The sequence below is a fragment of the Zhengella sedimenti genome (assembly GCF_046506625.1).
GTDB lineage: Bacteria > Pseudomonadota > Alphaproteobacteria > Rhizobiales > Rhizobiaceae > Zhengella > Zhengella sedimenti.
In genome coordinates this window covers 454,101-472,447 of sequence record NZ_JBKFFP010000002.1, presented here as the reverse complement: position 1 = coordinate 472,447, position 18,347 = coordinate 454,101, and the positions used below count along the sequence as shown (strand labels likewise).

Sequence of the window (18,347 nt, the reverse complement as noted above, 5' to 3'; positions counted from 1 at the left end):
ACGTGAAGATCACACCGACCGAAGAACAGGCCCTGCTGGCGCAAAGCGTCACGCGTTTCCTGGCGGACCGCTACGGCGACGACGCGCGGCGGGCAAGCGAAGCCATGCCGGACGGTTTCGACCACAGCGTCTGGACCGCGATTGCCGATCTCGGCTGGCTGGGCGCGGCTGTCGGAGAAGCGGCGGGCGGTTTCGGCGGTCCGCGTGAAATGGCGATCGTCGCCGAGGGTGTCGGCAGCGCCATGATGGCCGAACCCGTCATTCCTGCATGCCTGGCGCTCGCCATCCTGGAGGCGGCCGACCCGCAAAGCGCGCTCCTTCCGGCCCTGCTGGGCGGCGAGCGCATGGCCTGCGGCCTTGTCGCGGAGATGGGTGAGGGGCTGGCCGTGGCCGGCGCCAATGGCGCGCGCACCGTCACAGGCCGGTTCCGCGCCGTGCCGGGCGGTGCGGCGGCCGATGCCTTCGTGCTGGCCCTGCCGGATCTTGCCTGCGTGCTGGATGCGTCGGCCAAGGGCGTGACGGTCAGCGGCTATCGCGGCATGGACGGGCGGCGCCATGCCGAAATCAGCCTCGACGGGGTGGCTGTCGGCGCGGACGCGGTCCTTTGCGAAGGCGAGGCGGCGGCCAGGCTTGCCGCGCGGGCCGGCTTGCTGCACGCCATGGCGGTCACGGCCGAGGCCGGCGGGCTCGCCGGGCGACTTTTCGCCGACACGCTTGCCTATGCCGGGCAGCGCGAGCAGTTCGGCCAGCCCATCGGCCGGTTCCAGGCCTTGCAGCACCGTCTTGCCGATATGTATGTCGCGGTTGAGGAAATCCGCTCGCTGGCGCTCGCCATGACGCGGGGCGCGGAGGACGGCGGCGCGCCGGGCCGCGCCGTCTCGCAGGCCGTGGTCGGCGCGGTCGACCGGGCGCTGCATGTGGCCAAGGAAGCCATCCAGCTTCATGGCGGCGTGGGCATGACGGAAGACCTGCCGCTGGGCGCGGGGCTCAGGCGGGTCAAGGTTTTGCAATTGATGCCGGGCGGGGCCGAAGACCACCGTGGCCGGCTGATGACATCCAACGATTGACAGCAAGACATCCGGGAGGAGACGGGAATGGAGCGGTTCGCCAATTACAAGACAATGACGTTCAAGCGGGACGGCCGGGTGCTGACGGTGACGCTGAACCTGCCCGACACGCTGAACGCGGTGAACGCGGACCTGCATTCGGAACTGTCGCGCGTCTTCATCGACCTCAACGACGATCCCGATTCCGACGTGATCGTGCTGACCGGCGCGGGCCGGGCGTTCTGCGCCGGCGGCGATGTCGACTGGATGCAGGAAGCCATCGACGATCCGTCCCGTTTCGAGGTCACGGGTTTCGAGGCCAAAAGGATCATCTTCAGCCAGCTTGACTTGGAAAAGCCGCTGATCTGCCGCATGAACGGCCATGCCATCGGCCTTGGCGCCACGATTGCGCTGACCTGCGATATCGTCATCGCGGCCGAGAATGCCAAGATCGGCGATCCGCACGTCTCGATCGGCCTCGTGGCCGGCGATGGCGGCGCGATCCTCTGGCCCCAGATGATCGGCTACCTGCGCGCCAAGGAATACCTGCTGACGGGCGATCCCATTCCCGCGCCGGAAGCCGCGCGCATGGGCCTGATCAACCGTGCGGTGCCGGCCGACAAGCTGGACGAGGATGTCTATGCCCTGGCCCACCGCATCGCATCCGGCGCACGCAAGGCGATCCGCTGGACCAAGGTCACGGCCAATATCGGCCTCAAGCAACTGGCCCATTCCATCATGGATACAGGCGTCGCCTACGAATCCATGTCCAATGTTTCGAAAGATCATCGCGAGGCGGTCGCTGCCTTTCGCGAGAAGCGCAAGCCCGTGTTCACGGGTGAGTAGGTCCGGCGCCTTGCGCCGACAGTTCAAACCGGGAGGAAAGTGAAATGGCATACAGGATCAGCAGACGTAACCTCATCAAGGGCGCCGCCGCGACCGGCCTTGCAATGCCCTTCATCAACCTGCGCACCGCGATGGCGCAGGACGGGCCGATCACCATCGGCGTCGTCACGCCGCTCAGCGGCCCGGCGCAGCTCATCGGCAATTTCGTACGCCATGGCGCCGAGATCGGCATCAAGCACGTGAATGCGGCCGGCGGTGTCAATGGACGTCAGCTTGCGCTCGAATTCCGCGATTCCAAGGCCAATCCGAACGATGCGTCCGTCGCGGCGCGCGAACTGATCGGCGCCGGCGTCAACCTGCAGCTTGGCACCATTTCCAGCGCCGTGGCGCTCGCCATGGGGCCGCTCCTGCAGAGCGAGGGCGGCATCGTGCTGACCTCCGGCGCGGGCACCGAGAAGCTGAACCACGAGAACTACAATCCGCACGTCTTCCGCGTCGGCGACAGCCCGGTCAGCCGCAATGCCGGCCTGGTGCGCCACATCGTCCAGAGCCGTCCGGAAATCCGCAAGTGGGGCGGCATCATCCCCGACCATGAATATGGCCGCACGACCTGGAAGATCTTCGAGGCCACGATGCGCAAGGCCATGCCGGAACTGACCGGCGAGGAAGCCCAGATCGCCGAGCCGATCCTGGTGCCCTATGCCTCGGGCGACTACCGCAACTACATCACCCAGGCCATGCGCCTCGACGTGGAGGGCATCTATACCTCCGTTTACGGTGGCGACGCGGTGACGCTCTACCAGCAGGCCAAGCCCTTCGGCCTGTTCGACAAGATCGACGTGCTCCTCGATTCGGCCAACGAGTTCCTCGTCGCCACCGCGATGAAGGACCAGACGCCGGCCCACTGGAGCGGCTTCCACTGGTACTACGAGGCCAACAAGGGCAACCCGCTTTCCGACCAGCTCTATGCCGACTATGTCGAGCGCACCGGCGACAATTACCCGATGGGCTGGGCGGCTGAGGCCCATGCCGGGATCATGGCCTATGCCGGCGCCATCGCCAAGGCGGGCGGCACGGAAACGGCCGATGTGATCGCGGCCCTGAAGGGGCTGGAGTTCGACAGCGCGACCGGCATGCGCCGCATTCGCGCCGAGGACAACCAGGCGGTCAAGAACGCCGAACTTGCCTTCATCGAGCCGTCTTCCGACGCGCCGGACGGCTTCGCGGTCACCGACTATGTCTCGCTGCCCGGCGAGAAGGTGATCGAGCCGGCAACGCCCGGCAAGCCGCTGGATACCTCGATCCTCTGACAAGCCTCCCAAGGCGCGCCGGGCGGGAAATGAGTCCCGCCCGGCATTCAACCGGAGCATCATCAATGGTCGATATCGGCTTGACCGTCTTCAACGGGCTTGCCTGGGGCATGGCGACGTTTCTCGTCGCGGCCGGGCTGACGCTCATCTTCGGGATCCTTCACATCCTGAACTTTGCCCATGGCGGCTTCTTCATGATCGGCGCCTATGTGGCCTATTCGGTCATGCTGGCCTTTGGCGGTTCGCTGCCGCTGTGGCTCTATCTCGTCGCCGCGATCGCCGCCGGCCTCGCCGTGGGGCTGATGGGCTGGGGTGTCGACAAGGTGATCCTGCGGCGCCTGCGCAATGTCGAGGACGCCTATTCGCTGATCGCGACCTATGCGCTGCTGCTCGTCTGCGTCGGTGGCGTCCAGCTTGTCTGGGGCCTGAACTACCTCTCCGTCATGCCGCCGCCGGAACTCAACTCGGTTGTCTTCCTGGGCGACATGTTCATGCCCACCTACACTATTTTCATCATCGCCTGCGGCATCCTGGCCTTCATCGCGCTGGAGATCTTCATCTCGCACACGGAAATGGGGCGCCTCATCCGGGTCGTCGCCGCCGATCCGTGGATGGCCAAGCTGCTGGGCCTGAACGTCCGGCGCATCTATCTCATCACCGTGGTCTTCAGCTTCGCGCTCGCCGGGCTTGCCGGCGGCCTGCTGATGGCCAACCAGAGCCTTTCGCCCGAACTGGGCGGCATCTTCCTGCTTCAGGCCTTCGGCGTTGTGATCGTCGGCGGCATGGGCTCGATACGCGGCGCCTTCATCGCAGCCATCCTGCTGGGCATGATCGAGAGTTTCGGCACCTACTTCTTTCCGCAATATCCGGGGATCTACTTCCTGATCGCGCTGGCCGTCATCCTGCTGGTCAAGCCGGAAGGCATCATGGGCAAGGAGCAGACCGCATGATCGACTATCGCAGGCGCATGCGGCTCAATCTGGCCGTCGTGGCCACGGGACTGGCGCTCTTTGCCGTCTTCCCGTTCTTCGCCAACAGCGGCCTTGTCTTCCTGGCCGGCCTTGTCGCCATCAACATCGTGTTCGGCCTGTCCTGGAACCTGCTGTTTTCCGGCGTCGGCCTGCTGAGCTTCGGCCATGCCATGTTCTTTGCCGGCGGCGCCTATGCCATGGCGGTGCTTTCCCTGCGTGTTCCGGAATTGCCCTTCGTCGTGGGTCTGTTTCTCGGCGCGCTGACCGGCGGAACCATCGCGCTGGTCTTCGGCTACATCGCGCTTCGCCGGGCCAGCGGCGTCTACTTCGCCGTGCTCACGCTCGCCTTTTCCGAACTCGTCCACATCGTCATCACCAAGACCACCTTCCTCGGCCGCAATGACGGGCTTGTGGGCATTCCCCGTCCGGTGATCGACCTCGGCTTCATGAGCCTCGACCTGACCAGCGCCGGCGCCTACTACTACTTCATCATCGTCGCCATGGCGGCGGTCGCCTTTGCCTTGTGGGCCTTCCAGAATTCGCCCGCCGGCCGGCTCATCCGGGCAATCAAGCAGGACCCCGTGCGCACCGCCTTCCTCGGCACCGATGTGCGCAGCTGGCAGCTCACCGCCTTCGTCCTGTCTGGTTCGGTCGCCGCCTTCTGCGGAGCGGTGATGGTGCCCTTCGCCCAGATCGCCTCGCCGGAAATCGCCTACTGGACCGTATCCACCGAGCCGATCCTGTTCACGCTGCTCGGCGGGGCGGGCCATTTCTGGGGGCCGGCTGTCGGAGCGATCCTGTTCGGCGCCATCGATTACGCCACCCGCGCCATGTATGGCGTGTCCGAGATCACCGTCGGCGTCCTGCTCCTGGGCGTTGTCCTTCTGATGCCGGGCGGCCTGCTCGGTTTCCTGAATTCCAGGCGCTCTGCAGCGCGCCGGGCACGCACGGGCATGCAGGATGCGGACCTTGAAAAGGCGGGGAAGGCAACATGACGATGATGCTGGAAGCCAGGGGGATCCACAAATCCTATGGCCGCGTGAAAGTGCTTGAGAATGTCGATTTCGATCTCGTCGAAGGCGAGGCGCATGTGGTCATCGGGCCGAACGGCGCGGGCAAGACCACGCTGTTCCGCTGCCTCAGCGGCGAATCCAGGATCAATGGCGGAACGATCACGCTGGGCGGCAACGACATCACCGCGCTCGACGGCTGGCAGCGGGTGAAGCTGGGCATCGGGCGTTCCTTCCAGGTCGCGCGCATCTTTCCCGACATGTCCGCCTTCGAGAACCTCATCGTGGCCATCGAGACCCGCGAACGTGTCGACAAGGGGCTGAAATCCACCTTCGGCCTGGTGGCGCCGCGCCGCGAGGTGCGCGACGAGGCCGAACGGCTGGTCGCCGAACTCGGACTGGAGGGCCGCCTGGACGAACCCGCCAGCACGCTGTCGCATGGCGACAAGAAGCGGCTTGAATTGGCCATGAGCCTCGCGCTCAAGCCGAAACTGCTGATGCTGGACGAACCGACCGCCGGCATGTCGCCCTCCGACCGCGCGGAAGCCGTCCGCCTGATTTCCGATGTGCGGGAGCGCTACGGGTTGACGCTGCTGCTGACCGAGCATGACATGGAGGTCGTCTTCGGCCTCGCCACGCGGCTGACGGTGCTTCATCATGGCGCAATCATCGCATCGGGCGAACCCCATGAGGTGCGCGCCCATCCCCGCGTCAGGGAGGTCTATCTTGGGCAACACTGATCCCCTGCTGTCCGTCTCCGGGCTGAACGCCTACTACGGCGGCAGTCACATCATCCAGGACGCGGCGTTTACCGTTGGCGCGGGCGAAAGCGTCGCGTTGCTCGGCCGCAACGGTGCCGGCAAGACAACGCTGATGAAGAGCCTGCTGGATGCGGGTCCCCGCGTGGAAGGCGAAATCCGCTTCGACGGCACCGACCTGGCCGGCATTCCGACCGATGCGCGCAGCCGGCTTGGCCTGATGCTGGTGCCCGAGGACCGGCGCATCTATCCCAACATCACCGTGGCCGAGAACATCGCGCTTGGCCGCCATGCCGCCCGCGACGGCAAGGCGCTTTCGCTCAGCGACATCTTCAGGCTGTTTCCGCTGATCGAACCGCTGAAGGACCGTGCCGGCTACCAGTTGAGCGGCGGCCAGCAGCAGCTCGTGGCGGTGGCGCGCGGCCTTCTGGGCGCGCCGCGCCTGCTGCTCCTCGATGAACCGGTCGAGGGCCTGGCCCCGGTCGTGGTCCAGGAAATGGCGAGGCACATCGCCCAGATCCGGCAGACGCAGGATCTCGCCTTGCTGATCGCCGAGCAGAACCTGTCCTTCGCCCGGGCCTCGACCGACCGGGTTGTGCTGATCGATACCGGGCGTATCGTCTTCGATGGAACGTGGGAGGATTTCGATGCCGATCCAGGGCTCAAGGACCGATACCTCGCCGTCTGACATGGCAGCGGCGCAAAAGGCGCCCTGGCCGTTGCGTTTCGAGCCGGGCGAGCGCGAGGCGCGCCGCGCGGCAGGCGAATGGCTGGGCACCAATCTGGCCTATGCGGCCCGTGACATGGCGGACAGGCACCCCGACACGGTCGCCATTGCCGGCGAAGACGGGTCGCTCGACTACGCGACCATTTACAAGCGGGCTACGGACCTGGCGCGGGGCCTGCGCGAAATGGGGATCGCGCGCGGCGACACGGTCAGTTTCCAGCTACCCAACTGGACCGAGGCAGCTGTTCTCAATCTCGCCTGCGCCTTGGCCGGCTTCGTCATCAACCCCGTCATCCCCATTTACCGCCAGGCGGAACTGGCCTTCATCCTCAACGATTGCCGGGCGCGGATCGCCTTCATTCCCGACAGCATCCGCTCCACCGACTACCGCGCCATGTATGCCGGATTGCGGGAGCGCCTGCCGCACCTGCAGCATGTGGCGACGGTGCGCGGCACGGGCGACCTGACCTTCGAGGCGATCGAGGAGCGCGGACGCGCGAGCACGGTCGCGCTCGAGCCGGCCGACCCCGACAGCGCCAAGCTGATCATCTACACGTCCGGCACCACCGGCCAGCCGAAAGGTGTCATCTACAGCCACAACCAGTCGCGCCGTCCCCTCTGGGCGAGTTTCGACGCCTGGGGGCTGAAGGCAGGCGACAGGCTGCTCATGCCAAGCCCCGTCACCCATGTGACGGGCTATTCCTACGGGCTGGAAATGCCCTTCCATTTCGGCACGACGACCGTCTTCATGGAGCGCTGGGACGCGGCGGAGGCTGTGCGTCTCGTCGACCGGCACCGCATCGGTTTCATGATCGGCGCGACGCCCTTCCTGTCGGAACTCGTCGCGGAAGCGGAAAAGGCCGGCACCCGGCTTGAATCCTTGCGCATCTTTGCCTGTGGCGGCGCGGCCGTGCCGCCGGCCCTGATCGACCGGGCCAACCGCCACTTCGCCAATTGCCGCTCCTTCCGCGTGTTCGGCAGTTCCGAATGCCCGATGGTCACGCAGGGATGCCTGGACGACCTGCACCTGGCCGCGCGCAGCGACGGGCGCGTGACGGACTGGGATGTCCGGGTCGTCGATGACGGGGGCAACCCGGTTCCGCCGGGTCGGGAAGGCGAGATCATCGCGAAGGGGCCGTCGCTGTTCCGCGGCTATACGGACCGCGAGGCCACGGCGGAAGCCTTCGATGCGCAGGGCTATTTCCGGACCGGGGACCTCGGCACCGTCACGCAGGACGGCGTGCTGACGATCACCGGCCGCAAGAAGGACATCATCATCCGTGGCGGCGAGAACCTCAGCGCCAAGGAAATCGAGGACGCCTTGCATACCCATCCGGCGATCCGCGAGGCAGCGGTCGTCTCCATGCCGCATCCGCGCCTGGGCGAGGGGGTCTGCGCCTATCTCATTCCCGCCATGGCCGATGACCGGCCCGATGTCGAAGCGCTGACCGCATTCCTGCTGGAGGCGGGCCTTGCCCGCCAGAAATGTCCGGACCGGATCGAATATGTCGACGATGTGCCGCGCACGGCATCCGGCAAGGTGCAGAAGCATATCCTGCGGGCGACGATTCGTCAGACCATGGCATCAGAGGCGGGGACTTGATCCCGCTGCCACAATGTCGGATTCCATGGCGGCGAAGCCCCTGCGCGGAATCAGGGCGATAGCGGCAGGAGACAGGCGATGGCGAAGAGAGCGGAGAAGGCCGAGGCCAACCGGCAGGCAATCCTGGATGCGGCGGCTGTCGTCGTCGGCCGCCACGGCTACGGCAAGGCTTCCATCGCCCGCATCGCGGAGGAAGCCGGCGTCGCCCATGGCCTGATCTATCTCTACTTCAAGAACCAGCAGGACCTGTTCGACCAGCTTCTGCCCCATGTCGGCGAGGCCATGCTGCGCTACATCGCCCAGGCCACGCTGGAGGCGCAGACGCTGGCCGACCGGGAGCGGAAGGGCCTCGAGGCGAACTTCGCCTATCTCCGCCGCCATCCCGCGCTGCACCGGATCCTCAACGAGGCGGCCTTCTTCGCGCCCGCGGCCCACCGGCAATACCTGCGGCGCATGGCCGGCGGCTATACCCGCTCGCTCCAGCGCGGCTGGGCGGCGGGCGAGATCGACGGTTATGACGAAAGCGAACTGGAAGTCCTGGCCTACATGATCATCGGCGCCCGCGAATATCTCCTGGAGCGCTATGCGGTCAGCGGCAGCCGCATCGATGAACTCCCCGACCATGTGAAGACGACCTATCTGCGCATGTTCGCCCGCAGCCTCGGTATCGACGAGACCAGGATTCTTTCCGGGTCCGTTGAGGCCAGGCAGGCCGGTTGATGGAGGACAGGATGCCGGAAGGGGCTTCGTTGGCGCAGGCAAGCGGGGCCGGTCTCTGGACACAGGGACTGTCCGTTCCCGCTCTCCTGCGACACCAGGCCGGAATCCATGGCGCCAGTCTGGCGCTGTCGGCCGAATCCGCGGGCGAATCGCGGGTCCGTCTGGACTATGCTTCCCTGTGCCGGCGCATGGACGCTGCCGCTGCCATCCTCCGGCAGGCCGGACTTGGCAGGCAGGAGCGCCTCGCCATCTACCTGACCAATGTCTGGGCGCTGGAATGCTACGTCGCGGCGCTGGGTGCGCTGGCCCTCGGCGCGGTCGTCGTTCCCCTGAACACCCGCAGTTCGGATGCGGAACTGGGCCACGCCGTTGCGCTGACCGGACCGCGCCTGGTTGTCAGCGACGGTCCGGGGCGCAGCCGCCTGGCCGAAGCGCTTGGATCATCCGTTCCCGGCCTGCTCGATGCGACCCTGTTTTCCAGGCTGGAGGCGGAAGATGAGGGTTTGGCGCCCGAGGCGATCCCGCCGGACCTGCTCGGCTGCCTGCTGTTCACCTCGGGAACGACGGCGCTGTCCAAGGCGGTCATGCACAGCCATGCCACCATGGTTGCGACTGGACTATGCACCGGCACGGCGCTCGGACTGCGCCATGGCGACATCTACCAGGGCGCTTTTCCGTTCTTCACCAGTTCCGCCCTCAACCTGGCGGCCATGTCCTGCTGGGTCGCCGGGGCCGGCCTGGTGATCGAGGGCCAGATCGGCAACGAGGAGCGCCTCGACCTGATCCGCGCGGAAAGAACGACCTTTTATCACGGGGTTCCCTCCATCCTGAATTTCATGACCCAGGCCTTCGATCCGGCCAGGCACGACCTTTCCGGTGTGCGCCGCGTGGCCAATGGCGGGGCGGCCATGCCGCTGGAACTGGTGGCAACCATCGGCCGGCTCTGGCCGTGGGCCGACCAGGTGCAGATCTACGGAATGACCGAGAGCGGTCCGGCGGGCACGGTGCTTGAACCGGACATGATGACCGCCAAGGCGGGTTCGGTCGGCCGCGCCATGCCGCACATGCGCGTGGAGGTCGTCGATGACGCGGGCCGGGCCCTGCCGGCCGGCGAGGAAGGCGAGATCGCCCTGTCGGGGCCGGCCGTGGCACTTGGCTATTTCCGGAATGAAGAGGCAACCGCCAAGGCGTTTTCCGGGCAGCGAATCCTCACCGGCGATGTCGGGAGGCTGGACGGCGACGGCTATCTCTTCTTCGGCGACCGCAAGAAGGATGTCATCAATCGCGGCGGGCTCAAGATATCCTCCGTTGCCGTGGAGAGCGCGCTCTACCGGCATCCCGCCGTGCGCGAAGCCGCGGTGTTTGCCACGCCCCATCCGCAGCTTGGCGACGATGTGGCGGCCTGCATCGTCCTGAAACCCGGCCAATCCGTCACCGCGGATGCGCTCGCCACGCATTGCCGGGCGGATCTGGCGGATTACGAAGTGCCTCGCCATTTCGCCTTCGTCGCGGAACTGCCGAAGAATCCCATGGGCAAGATCCTCAAGAAGGAATTGCGCGACAACCCGCCACCCATGCAACGCGTCTCCTGACAGGCCTGTCCGGACATCGCGTCCTTGCGGCGGGCTGCACCTTCAGCCACGCTCGTCCTGCGCGCCCGGGGCCGGGATTTTCCGGCGGGCGAGGATCGCCCGGACCGCCGCCTCGGCGGCCGGATAGCTCTCCGCCGTGCAATGGATTGCGCCGACCGGCCACCACCCCGACGGCGTGAACCGGATCACATGCCGGTCCGGGTCAAAGACCGCGCCGCCGATGCGCTTCCAGGACATGAATTCCCGCCGGCTTGCCGACGATGTGAGCCCTGCGCCGGTCAGTGTCGCATTGCCGCTCGCCGAACCGGCAAGGATGGCCAGCGAACCGCCAAGGGCGGCGCGGCGGTCGACGATGATCGTGGTGATGCCGTCCTCATCGACGATGAAACGGCAGCGCATCCTGTTTCCGAAGATGACCAGGGTGACGAACAGCATCAGCAGGGCGACGATGCCGAAGCCTACCAGCATGGCCCCCATGAAGGCCGGGATGCGTTCAGGATGCCCGTCACCGATCAGCACGCCGACGCCGATGAGTGCGATCAGCCCGTAGGCAAGGACGAAGACAGCGGCGGCAGCGCGCAGCATCACCGGGTTTGTCAGCAACGGCACGTCCGCGATCCAGGTCACCGCCGCCGGTTTGTCCGACCCGCTCACCGTTCCGGCCGCACGATCGGCTTGATGGGGGGTTCGATCGTGCTCGGAACCTTGGGCGGATAGCGCTGGACATGCCACTCGTGCAGCGCGCGGCCTGCCGCGCAGCCGTCGTAGTTGACGCATTGCTTGTCGGGGTCGGGCGCACGGCGCATGTTGCTGCGCACCTGGTTCTCCAGCGCGACGGCATAGTTGGAAAGCGTCCCGCAATCCCGCGATTCCGGAAACCCGCCTTCCAGCGCCTTGGCATGCTGGGGTTTGTATTTCTCCACGGCCTTCTGCACGGCGATGAACGGCACGACGCTTTGCCGGTCTGCCATCTCCAGTGCCATCATGCCGAAGAGATGATACCAGGCGCCTTGCTGGTCCTGGCTTGCCGTCTTCTTTGCCGACACGAACTCGTCGACGCCTTTCTGTTCGTTGTGCACCCTGATCGTGCTCTGGTCGGAATAGGCGTCCTCGTTGCGGATCGGTGCAAGGTGGTCGGCGATCAGTTTCGCGTTCGTCTTGCCAGGGTCGCGGTAGAGCCCGGCATGGGCGGTGATTAGTGCCTTGTCGATGTTGCCGTCGGAAACCTTGAGTGCGCAGTAGAAGAACTCCGCCGGCGTGATCCGCGCCTTCTTGGTCGCGGCCAGGTCGCGGGCGCAGTCGTGCAGCGCGGCCTCGTTGCCCGTGGGAAGCGCGCCGCTGTCGAACGACTGGGCGATGAACGGGGCGTCGATGGGGCTGGAGCCGAGCGTGGTTTCCTTGCCGGTTTCCAGTTCCCACTGCACCGCCATCGCCTTGAAATCGGAAATCAGGCTGGCGCGGTCATGCGTCAGCGAAGGCTTGCCGGTGTAGAAATTGTACAGCGTCTCGCCGTCATAGAAGAAATCGGCTTCCGGGCACGGGCGGTAGGCGGTGCGATAGCGCAATTGCCGCTCGATGAGGGCCGGCAGGCTGATCTTTTCGCCTTCCTCGCCTTCCTTGCGGGGGGGCAGGTTGACCAAGGCCGAAGCGGCGCATCTCTCCCAGGCCTTGGGGTCGGTCGGCAGGTCATGCGAAACGCAACCCCAGTTGCCGCCCTTGCACGGCCTCGTGTTCTGGCAGTCGCCTGATGGTTCGGGCTGGTAACGGATGCCGGATCCGGCAATGCTGTAGCTGCCGCACAGGCAGCCGAGGAAACCGTCCGGCCGGTCTATCTGAAGCTCCTTCAGTGTCATGAGAAGTTTGTCGTGGTTGAGCCGTTTCATCCGGCTCAGCACGTGGGCCTGCCGCCGGGCGATCTCTTCCTCGCCGATTTGCTGCGTCTGCCTTTCTCCCGGCGTCTGGGCCTGGGCAGGCGGCACGGCCATGATGAAGGCCAGCAGGAGGCCGGGAACGAAACCTTTGCAGATCGTCATGGCGTTTCACTCCGTTTCCAGATCATCGAACAGCGTATCGAGGAATTTGCCAGGCTCGAACGTCTCGTCGTCGAGCAGCGACCAGCGGTCGGCTGCACTCATGCCGTCGGGCGTCACCATGCCGGTCGTGATCGACCGCAGCGTGAGCGACGCCGCCTTTCGCTCGGCCGGCGGATGCGCCTGGACCACACCGAAGAGGTGGTAGTACGGACCGACGCCCATGCTTCCATACAGTCTGGGGCCGCCGGGTATCTCCATGGCCGTCCATCCGTCGCCGATGTCGATCCGCACGCGGCCGTCCCAGTTTTCGGCCATCCAGCCGGCATCCACCTCGCGCGACCACTCCTGGTAGGGCGAATGACGGAAGCCCATCACCCAGACCTGCCGTTCCGGGATGTAGGTGAACGTGTACCAGCCGCGATGATCCAGCCACATGTCGGCGATCTTGCGGGTCGACAGCGCGAAGTTGAGGTTCTGCGGTCCGGCCGGATCCAATTGCACTTCGATGCGCGCTGGTGTCTGCCGGATTCTGGGATCGAGCTTCAGCAGCGGTTCCGCCGAAAGCAGTCCGGTCTTCCCCCAGGAATGGCCCTCCGGCACCTCGACCACGAGCGCGCCGTCCGCGTAGCGGGCGAAGGCGTCGAAATCGCCGCCCGCGACTCCGATGGGTTCCCAGGCAGGCGAGGGCGAACCGTCAAAGGCCACTGTCTCCGGAAGGGGATCGACACCGGGGGCAGGTTCGGGCGTTGGGGCCACCGCACCGGGCTTCCGCGTCAGGACGATGCGGTCGAGCGCCAGGCGCGCCGGCGCATCCTTCTCCGGAACGATCGTGTAGGCATAGACGCGCAGGCCCGCGCCGTCGCGCGCGGCATCGTAGGGCCGCGTGACCGGTGCCATCCCCTCCGCCGAGACGGTCACTTCGCCCGCGCGGATGGAAAACCGCACCTGGGACGGCGGTGTCGCGGACACCTCCTGCCGGTCGAAATCGTTGTCGCCATGCGGATAGAAATGCACGTCCGCGAACGCGCCGGTGCTGTCCTTCGGCTTGTGCCAGGTGAAGGTGACATTCGGCTTTCCGGGCCCGTTCCCGCCCACGCCGCCATAGCCGGGATGGGCCAGTGCCAGGGCAAAGCCGTCCGTTTGTGCGGGGTCCAACTCGAAGGTGACGGTCACTTCGCCGTCCGCGCGAAGATCGTCCAGCCAGACCAGCGCCGCCGGGCTGAGAATGCCGGCATTGCCCCAGCTGGAGCCTTCCTTTACGTCAACCAGCAGCATGTCGCCGTCCAGCCTGGCGTCACGGTTGAAATCGCCGCCGGCGGCACTGTGTCCGACCCAGTCCGTTCCCAGCCGTCCGTCAAACAGCACCACCTCGGCGCGCTCGTCCGGCCACGCGGCCAATGCAGGCGCGTTGGCCGGAACGTCGGCAGCCTCTATTCGCCTGAGCGCAAGGCGCGCCGGCTGGTCCTTCGCCATCGCATGGGCGATGGCATGAACGTGATATCCCTCCGGTGCCGGCCCGCCGGGAAGGGTCGCTTCGAGCATCGTGCCATCCGGGAGGATGGCCGCCACCGCCCCGGAAGGGTCGATCCGCAACGTGATGCTGTCGGGTGCCCGGGGGCCGGTTGCGACGCGCCGCACGACGCCACGGCGCAGGAACAGCGTTGCATACGCCGCCTCTTCCCCGCCCTCCGAGCCCCAGGCAAAGCGGACATCGTGCGCCGGCCATTCATCGCTGCCGTCGGCTGCGGCAAGTGCAAGGACGAAGGCGCTCGTATTGTCGGCGTCGAAGTCGAAGCGGACCGTGCGGGCGCTGGCAGCGTCGCGCAGGCGCACCAGCGGCGCGGCGGAACGGATGCCGGTCTTGGCCCAGACATGGCCCGCCGGAACGTCGACAACCAGCATGCCGCCGGAATTCCTGGCGAAGGCATCGTAATTGCCGCCGGCCTCGGAGACCGGCAGCCAGCGTTCGTCGGGCAGTCCGTCGAAAAGGACAGGATCGCCGGGACGCGCCGTGGTCGCGGGTATTTCGCCGGGTCCGGCCGTTTCCGGTGTTCCGCCGGCGACTGCCTCGCCGCCGGAAGGCAGGCGGGTTTCGGTCTTGCGGTATTCGATCCGCACGAAACCCTTGTTGCCGCTGGCACTGTTCGTTGCCCATGTGCCCGGATCGGAATCGACCAGTTCATAGCGGCCCGCCGGCAGGATGATGCCCGGCTCGACGATCCAGTAGGCGTCCGGGACCCCGCCCTGACCCGGCCTGCCGCTGGCCTGCCAGGGGCCGTATGTCGCATCGGCGCCCCGCAGGGCGATCGTGCCGGGGGAGCGCCCGCGGCCATGGTTCCAGTGATAGGTCTGGATGGACTGGATGAAGACCGGTTCCGGCATGGTGAACACCACCGGCTTTTCCGGTCCGTTGACGACCGCGTAGATATTGCCGATCTCGGCGATGAGCACGTCGCCCGCCGGCACGGTTTCCGGTGGTGCCTCCGGCGCGGCGGCGCTCTCTTCCCGGCTGCTGTCCGGTGTCTGGTCAACCGGTTCCCCGCCGAAGGTGCGGCTGGCGCCGCCCTTGATCCGCCCGTAGCGGATGCCGGCCAGGAAACGGTCCAGCAGGTTTGCGGCGGCGGCGAAATCCTTGTCCTGGAATTCCAGGTTCATGACGAACTGGTGGCCGTCCCGCCTGGGGTCGAGGAAGGCCAGACCGTAGACGCCCAGTTGCGGAAAGTCGGATGTGATGACCATCGCCCGGCGCCCGGCGACCATGATCTCCTCATGCGCGACGATGTCGTCGTAGCCAAGCAGGGGCTCGTCCGGAAACCACCAGAAGGCAAGGAGGGTGTAGTTGCCGTCCGGGCTCCTCAGGTGGATCTGCTCACCCTCCTCCTGGTAGGTGATCTCCCATTGCGCGGGCGCTTCGATGCGGACTTCCCCAAGGGCATGGCTCGTCCATTCTTCGGCCCTGGCGGCCGGGACATGAAAGGTCATGGCGGCGGCAAGGACGAGAAACAGGCGAACCGACTGACAAAACCAGGTCGACAGAAGCATGTGCATCGGCGTCAATCTCCCTTGTCCTGATTGTCTGCCATGATCGGGATCCCGTTTTTGCCCAGTGCCTTGATCAGCCTTCGCATCGGGCTCTCGAAGGCTTCGCTGGCGATGGAGATCCGGCTGCCGTCGCGCAGCGTGAGTGTGATGCCGACCGTGTCGCGGGCTAGAAGGATGGCACCGGCCGGACCGAACTTGCCTGCGGCGATCAGGGCCGGTGTGATCCATCGCATCCATTTTGGCAGGCCCCGGCGGAACGGCGAGACCCGCGCGATGTCGGCGAAGCGGATGGCGCGGTGCCCCTCCAGCCGGTTGATCTGCAGGCGGTCAGGCTCGATGACGAGCCAGAAGGCAGCGTAGTGGGCGCTGAACCACAGGATCGAGACGGAGATCAGCGCCAGGGGCCAGCTCAGCAGCGCCGAGGGATGAACCAGGAGGCCGAAATCCGCCCACAGATATTCCTCGCCCATCCGCGCCCAGAAAGGCAGGGCGAAGAACACGCCGGTCAGCAGGTAGGCGACCAGGTCCGGCCCATGGACAGCAGGCATCCGGTCATAGATGAAGGCGTTGTCCGGACGCGGCGCACGTGGCATGAGGACATATACGGCCAGACCCGCGCCGGCCAGCATCAGGCCCGCTAGAAGCCCGCGCTCCGGCAGGATTGCAAGTGCCGCGCACAAAAGAGCCAGCACGATGAGACGCCTTGCCATTTCGCGCGACAGCAGAACCGCCATGGAACAGCCCCTCGGTTACGGGTTTCACCGTCTCGAGAAGGCAGCCGAATGGCGGATTTTGAAATGACAATTGTCAATGGTTTTAAAAAAACCGGCGGTGTGAATGTCGGGGAGAGCGTGCCCGGACATCGGTCCAGGTCCTTGATCTGGCTGGTCGGAGTGGCAGGATTTGAACCTGCGACCCCCTCGTCCCGAACGAGGTGCGCTACCAGGCTGCGCTACACTCCGCGAACCAGTCGGGCGGTCTATAACCGGCACGATTGCATCCTGCAAGCGGTCTGAGGGGGAAATCGGCGAAAAATCCCGTGCTGCTCCGTTCGCCGTCGCGGCCGTGCGAAAAGGATTGTTTCGGCAGGGCTTAATCGGACATAAGGCTTTTGCCGGCAGACTGTCGCGCGAGTCCGACCGATCCGGAAAACCCGATGCAGAAACCAGTGGCCGACGCCAGACCGAATACCTACGCCTTCGAGACCGTTCCGCTCGTCAAGCCGACCGGCTTTCGCGAATATGACGCGCGCTGGTGGTTCGGCCACCCGGCGTCATCCAAGCCGCCGGAACTCAACCTGCTTGGCGTCCAGGCGCTTGGCATGGGCCTCGGCACGCTGATCCGCCGCCTGGGCGCGGGGCCCGGCATCGTCACCGGGCATGACTACCGGTCCTATTCGATGGCCATCAAGCTGGCGCTCACGCAGGGCCTCATGGCCGCCGGCGCCCGGGTCAAGGATATCGGCCTGGCGCTGTCGCCCATGGCCTATTTTGCCCAGTTCGCGCTCGAAACGGCATCCGTGGCCATGGTCACGGCCTCGCACAACGACAACGGCTGGACCGGGGTGAAGATGGGGTGCCAGCGTCCGCTCACTTTCGGGCCGGACGAGATGGCGCAATTGCGCGACATCGTGCTGTCGGGCGATTTCGACCTCACCGATGGCGGAAGCTACGAGGCCGTCGCCGGAATGCGCGAGCGCTACCTGTCGGATCTGGCCGACGGCATCCGCCTCAAGCGCCGCCTCAAGGTGGTGGCGGCCTGCGGCAACGGTACCGCCGGCGCCTTCGCGCCCGACCTGCTGGAGCGCATCGGCTGCGAGGTCATTCCGCTGGACTGCAACCTGGATCATGCCTTTCCGCGCTACAATCCGAACCCGGAAGACATGGAAATGCTCCATGCCATCCGCGACGCGGTGCTGGCGCACGAGGCCGATGTCGGGCTTGGCTTCGACGGCGACGGCGACCGCTGCGGCGTGGTCGACAACGAGGGCAACGAGATCTTCGCCGACAAGGTGGGCGTCATGCTCGCCCGCGACATGTCGGCCGGCCGGCCGGGCGCGCAATTCGTCGTCGATGTGAAGTCGACCGGCCTCTACCGGACCGATCCGGTGCTGGCGGCCAACGGTGCGAAGACGGACTATTGGAAGACCGGCCATTCCTACATCAAGCGCCGCGTGTCCGAGCTTGGCGCCGTGGCCGGATTCGAGAAATCCGGGCATTTCTTCTTCAACGCGCCCTATGGCCGGGGCTATGACGACGGACTGGTCACCGCGATCGCCGTCTGCCGGATGCTCGAACGTAATCCGGGCAAGTCCATGGCCGATCTCTACCGCGACCTGCCGCTCACCTTCGGTTCGCCGACCATGTCACCCCATTGCGCCGACGAGGAGAAATACGATGTCGTGGAGCGCGTCACGGCGCGATTCACCGACATGAAACGCAGGGGCGAGACCGTGGCGGGCGAACGCATCGAGACCCTCGTCACGGTCAATGGCGTGCGGGTCGGACTGTCGGATGGCAGTTGGGGCCTCGTGCGGGCCTCTTCCAACAAGCCCGAACTCGTCGTCGTGGTGGAAAGCCCCGTCTCCGAGGAGCGCAAGCGCGCCGTGTTCCACGCCGTCGATGCCATCCTGCGGGAAAACCCGCAGGTCGGCGCCTACAACCAGTCGATATGAAACAGGCGGGGGAAG

15 protein-coding genes and 1 tRNA gene are annotated in these 18,347 nt (G+C 66.0%); 11 read left to right on the top strand and 5 right to left on the bottom strand.

The window, feature by feature from the left end:
* Positions 1-2 precede the first annotated feature (2 nt).
* From ACLB6G_RS07950 to ACLB6G_RS07905, 10 genes are all read left to right on the top strand, one after another.
* Positions 3-1,067 carry an acyl-CoA dehydrogenase family protein gene (locus tag ACLB6G_RS07950; RefSeq protein WP_410355608.1) on the top strand — a complete coding sequence of 355 codons (1,065 nt, stop codon included), beginning with the start codon at positions 3-5 and terminating at the stop codon, positions 1,065-1,067.
* A gap of 27 nt (positions 1,068-1,094) precedes the next feature.
* Positions 1,095-1,892, top strand: a complete 798-nt coding sequence (locus ACLB6G_RS07945) for an enoyl-CoA hydratase/isomerase family protein (protein ID WP_410355607.1) — start codon at positions 1,095-1,097, stop codon at positions 1,890-1,892.
* A 44-nt stretch (positions 1,893-1,936) separates the two neighbouring features.
* Entirely contained in the window at positions 1,937-3,202 is a 1,266-nt protein-coding gene (locus ACLB6G_RS07940; protein WP_410355606.1) for an ABC transporter substrate-binding protein, read from the top strand.
* A 65-nt stretch (positions 3,203-3,267) separates the two neighbouring features.
* The gene (locus ACLB6G_RS07935) at positions 3,268-4,152 is read left to right on the top strand and encodes a branched-chain amino acid ABC transporter permease (RefSeq protein ID WP_410355605.1); all 885 of its coding nucleotides are present in this window, start codon (positions 3,268-3,270) and stop codon (positions 4,150-4,152) included.
* The gene (locus ACLB6G_RS07930; RefSeq protein ID WP_410355604.1) at positions 4,149-5,168 is read left to right on the top strand and encodes a branched-chain amino acid ABC transporter permease; all 1,020 of its coding nucleotides are present in this window, start codon (positions 4,149-4,151) and stop codon (positions 5,166-5,168) included. The genes ACLB6G_RS07935 and ACLB6G_RS07930 overlap by 4 nt, the downstream gene beginning before the upstream one ends.
* A complete protein-coding gene (locus ACLB6G_RS07925; RefSeq protein WP_410355603.1) occupies positions 5,165-5,923 on the top strand; it encodes an ABC transporter ATP-binding protein in 759 nt (252 codons plus the stop codon). Before ACLB6G_RS07930 ends, ACLB6G_RS07925 begins: the two co-directional genes overlap by 4 nt.
* The gene (locus ACLB6G_RS07920; protein WP_410355602.1) at positions 5,910-6,629 is read left to right on the top strand and encodes an ABC transporter ATP-binding protein; all 720 of its coding nucleotides are present in this window, start codon (positions 5,910-5,912) and stop codon (positions 6,627-6,629) included. Before ACLB6G_RS07925 ends, ACLB6G_RS07920 begins: the two co-directional genes overlap by 14 nt.
* Positions 6,589-8,271 carry an AMP-binding protein gene (locus ACLB6G_RS07915; RefSeq protein WP_410355601.1) on the top strand — a complete coding sequence of 561 codons (1,683 nt, stop codon included), beginning with the start codon at positions 6,589-6,591 and terminating at the stop codon, positions 8,269-8,271. The genes ACLB6G_RS07920 and ACLB6G_RS07915 overlap by 41 nt, the downstream gene beginning before the upstream one ends.
* 78 nt (positions 8,272-8,349) lie before the next feature.
* A complete protein-coding gene (locus ACLB6G_RS07910) occupies positions 8,350-8,991 on the top strand; it encodes a TetR/AcrR family transcriptional regulator (RefSeq protein WP_410355600.1) in 642 nt (213 codons plus the stop codon).
* An 11-nt stretch (positions 8,992-9,002) separates the two neighbouring features.
* Positions 9,003-10,583: a class I adenylate-forming enzyme family protein gene (locus tag ACLB6G_RS07905; RefSeq protein ID WP_410355599.1), complete on the top strand. Its 1,581-nt coding sequence runs from the start codon at positions 9,003-9,005 to the stop codon at positions 10,581-10,583.
* A gap of 42 nt (positions 10,584-10,625) precedes the next feature.
* Here ACLB6G_RS07905 and ACLB6G_RS07900 read toward each other — a convergent pair whose 3' ends face one another.
* The 5 genes from ACLB6G_RS07900 to ACLB6G_RS07880 all read right to left on the bottom strand — a co-directional run bounded on the left by ACLB6G_RS07900 (position 10,626) and on the right by ACLB6G_RS07880 (position 16,620).
* Entirely contained in the window at positions 10,626-11,210 is a 585-nt protein-coding gene (locus tag ACLB6G_RS07900) for a hypothetical protein (RefSeq protein ID WP_410355598.1), read from the bottom strand.
* A gap of 23 nt (positions 11,211-11,233) precedes the next feature.
* On the bottom strand, positions 11,234-12,616 hold the full coding sequence (locus ACLB6G_RS07895; protein WP_410355597.1) for a hypothetical protein: 1,383 nt from the start codon (positions 12,614-12,616) through the stop codon (positions 11,234-11,236).
* Between the two features lie 6 nt (positions 12,617-12,622).
* Complete coding sequence (locus ACLB6G_RS07890; protein ID WP_410355596.1) at positions 12,623-15,664, bottom strand: hypothetical protein; 3,042 nt, start codon at positions 15,662-15,664, stop codon at positions 12,623-12,625.
* Between the two features lie 5 nt (positions 15,665-15,669).
* Positions 15,670-16,392, bottom strand: coding sequence for a hypothetical protein (locus ACLB6G_RS07885; protein WP_410355595.1), 723 nt, complete (start codon positions 16,390-16,392; stop codon positions 15,670-15,672).
* A 151-nt stretch (positions 16,393-16,543) separates the two neighbouring features.
* A tRNA-Pro gene (locus ACLB6G_RS07880) sits at positions 16,544-16,620 on the bottom strand.
* A 194-nt stretch (positions 16,621-16,814) separates the two neighbouring features.
* Between ACLB6G_RS07880 and ACLB6G_RS07875 the strand changes: the two genes are divergently transcribed.
* The gene (locus ACLB6G_RS07875) at positions 16,815-18,332 is read left to right on the top strand and encodes a phosphomannomutase/phosphoglucomutase (RefSeq protein WP_410355594.1); all 1,518 of its coding nucleotides are present in this window, start codon (positions 16,815-16,817) and stop codon (positions 18,330-18,332) included.
* Positions 18,333-18,347: the final 15 nt, after the last annotated feature.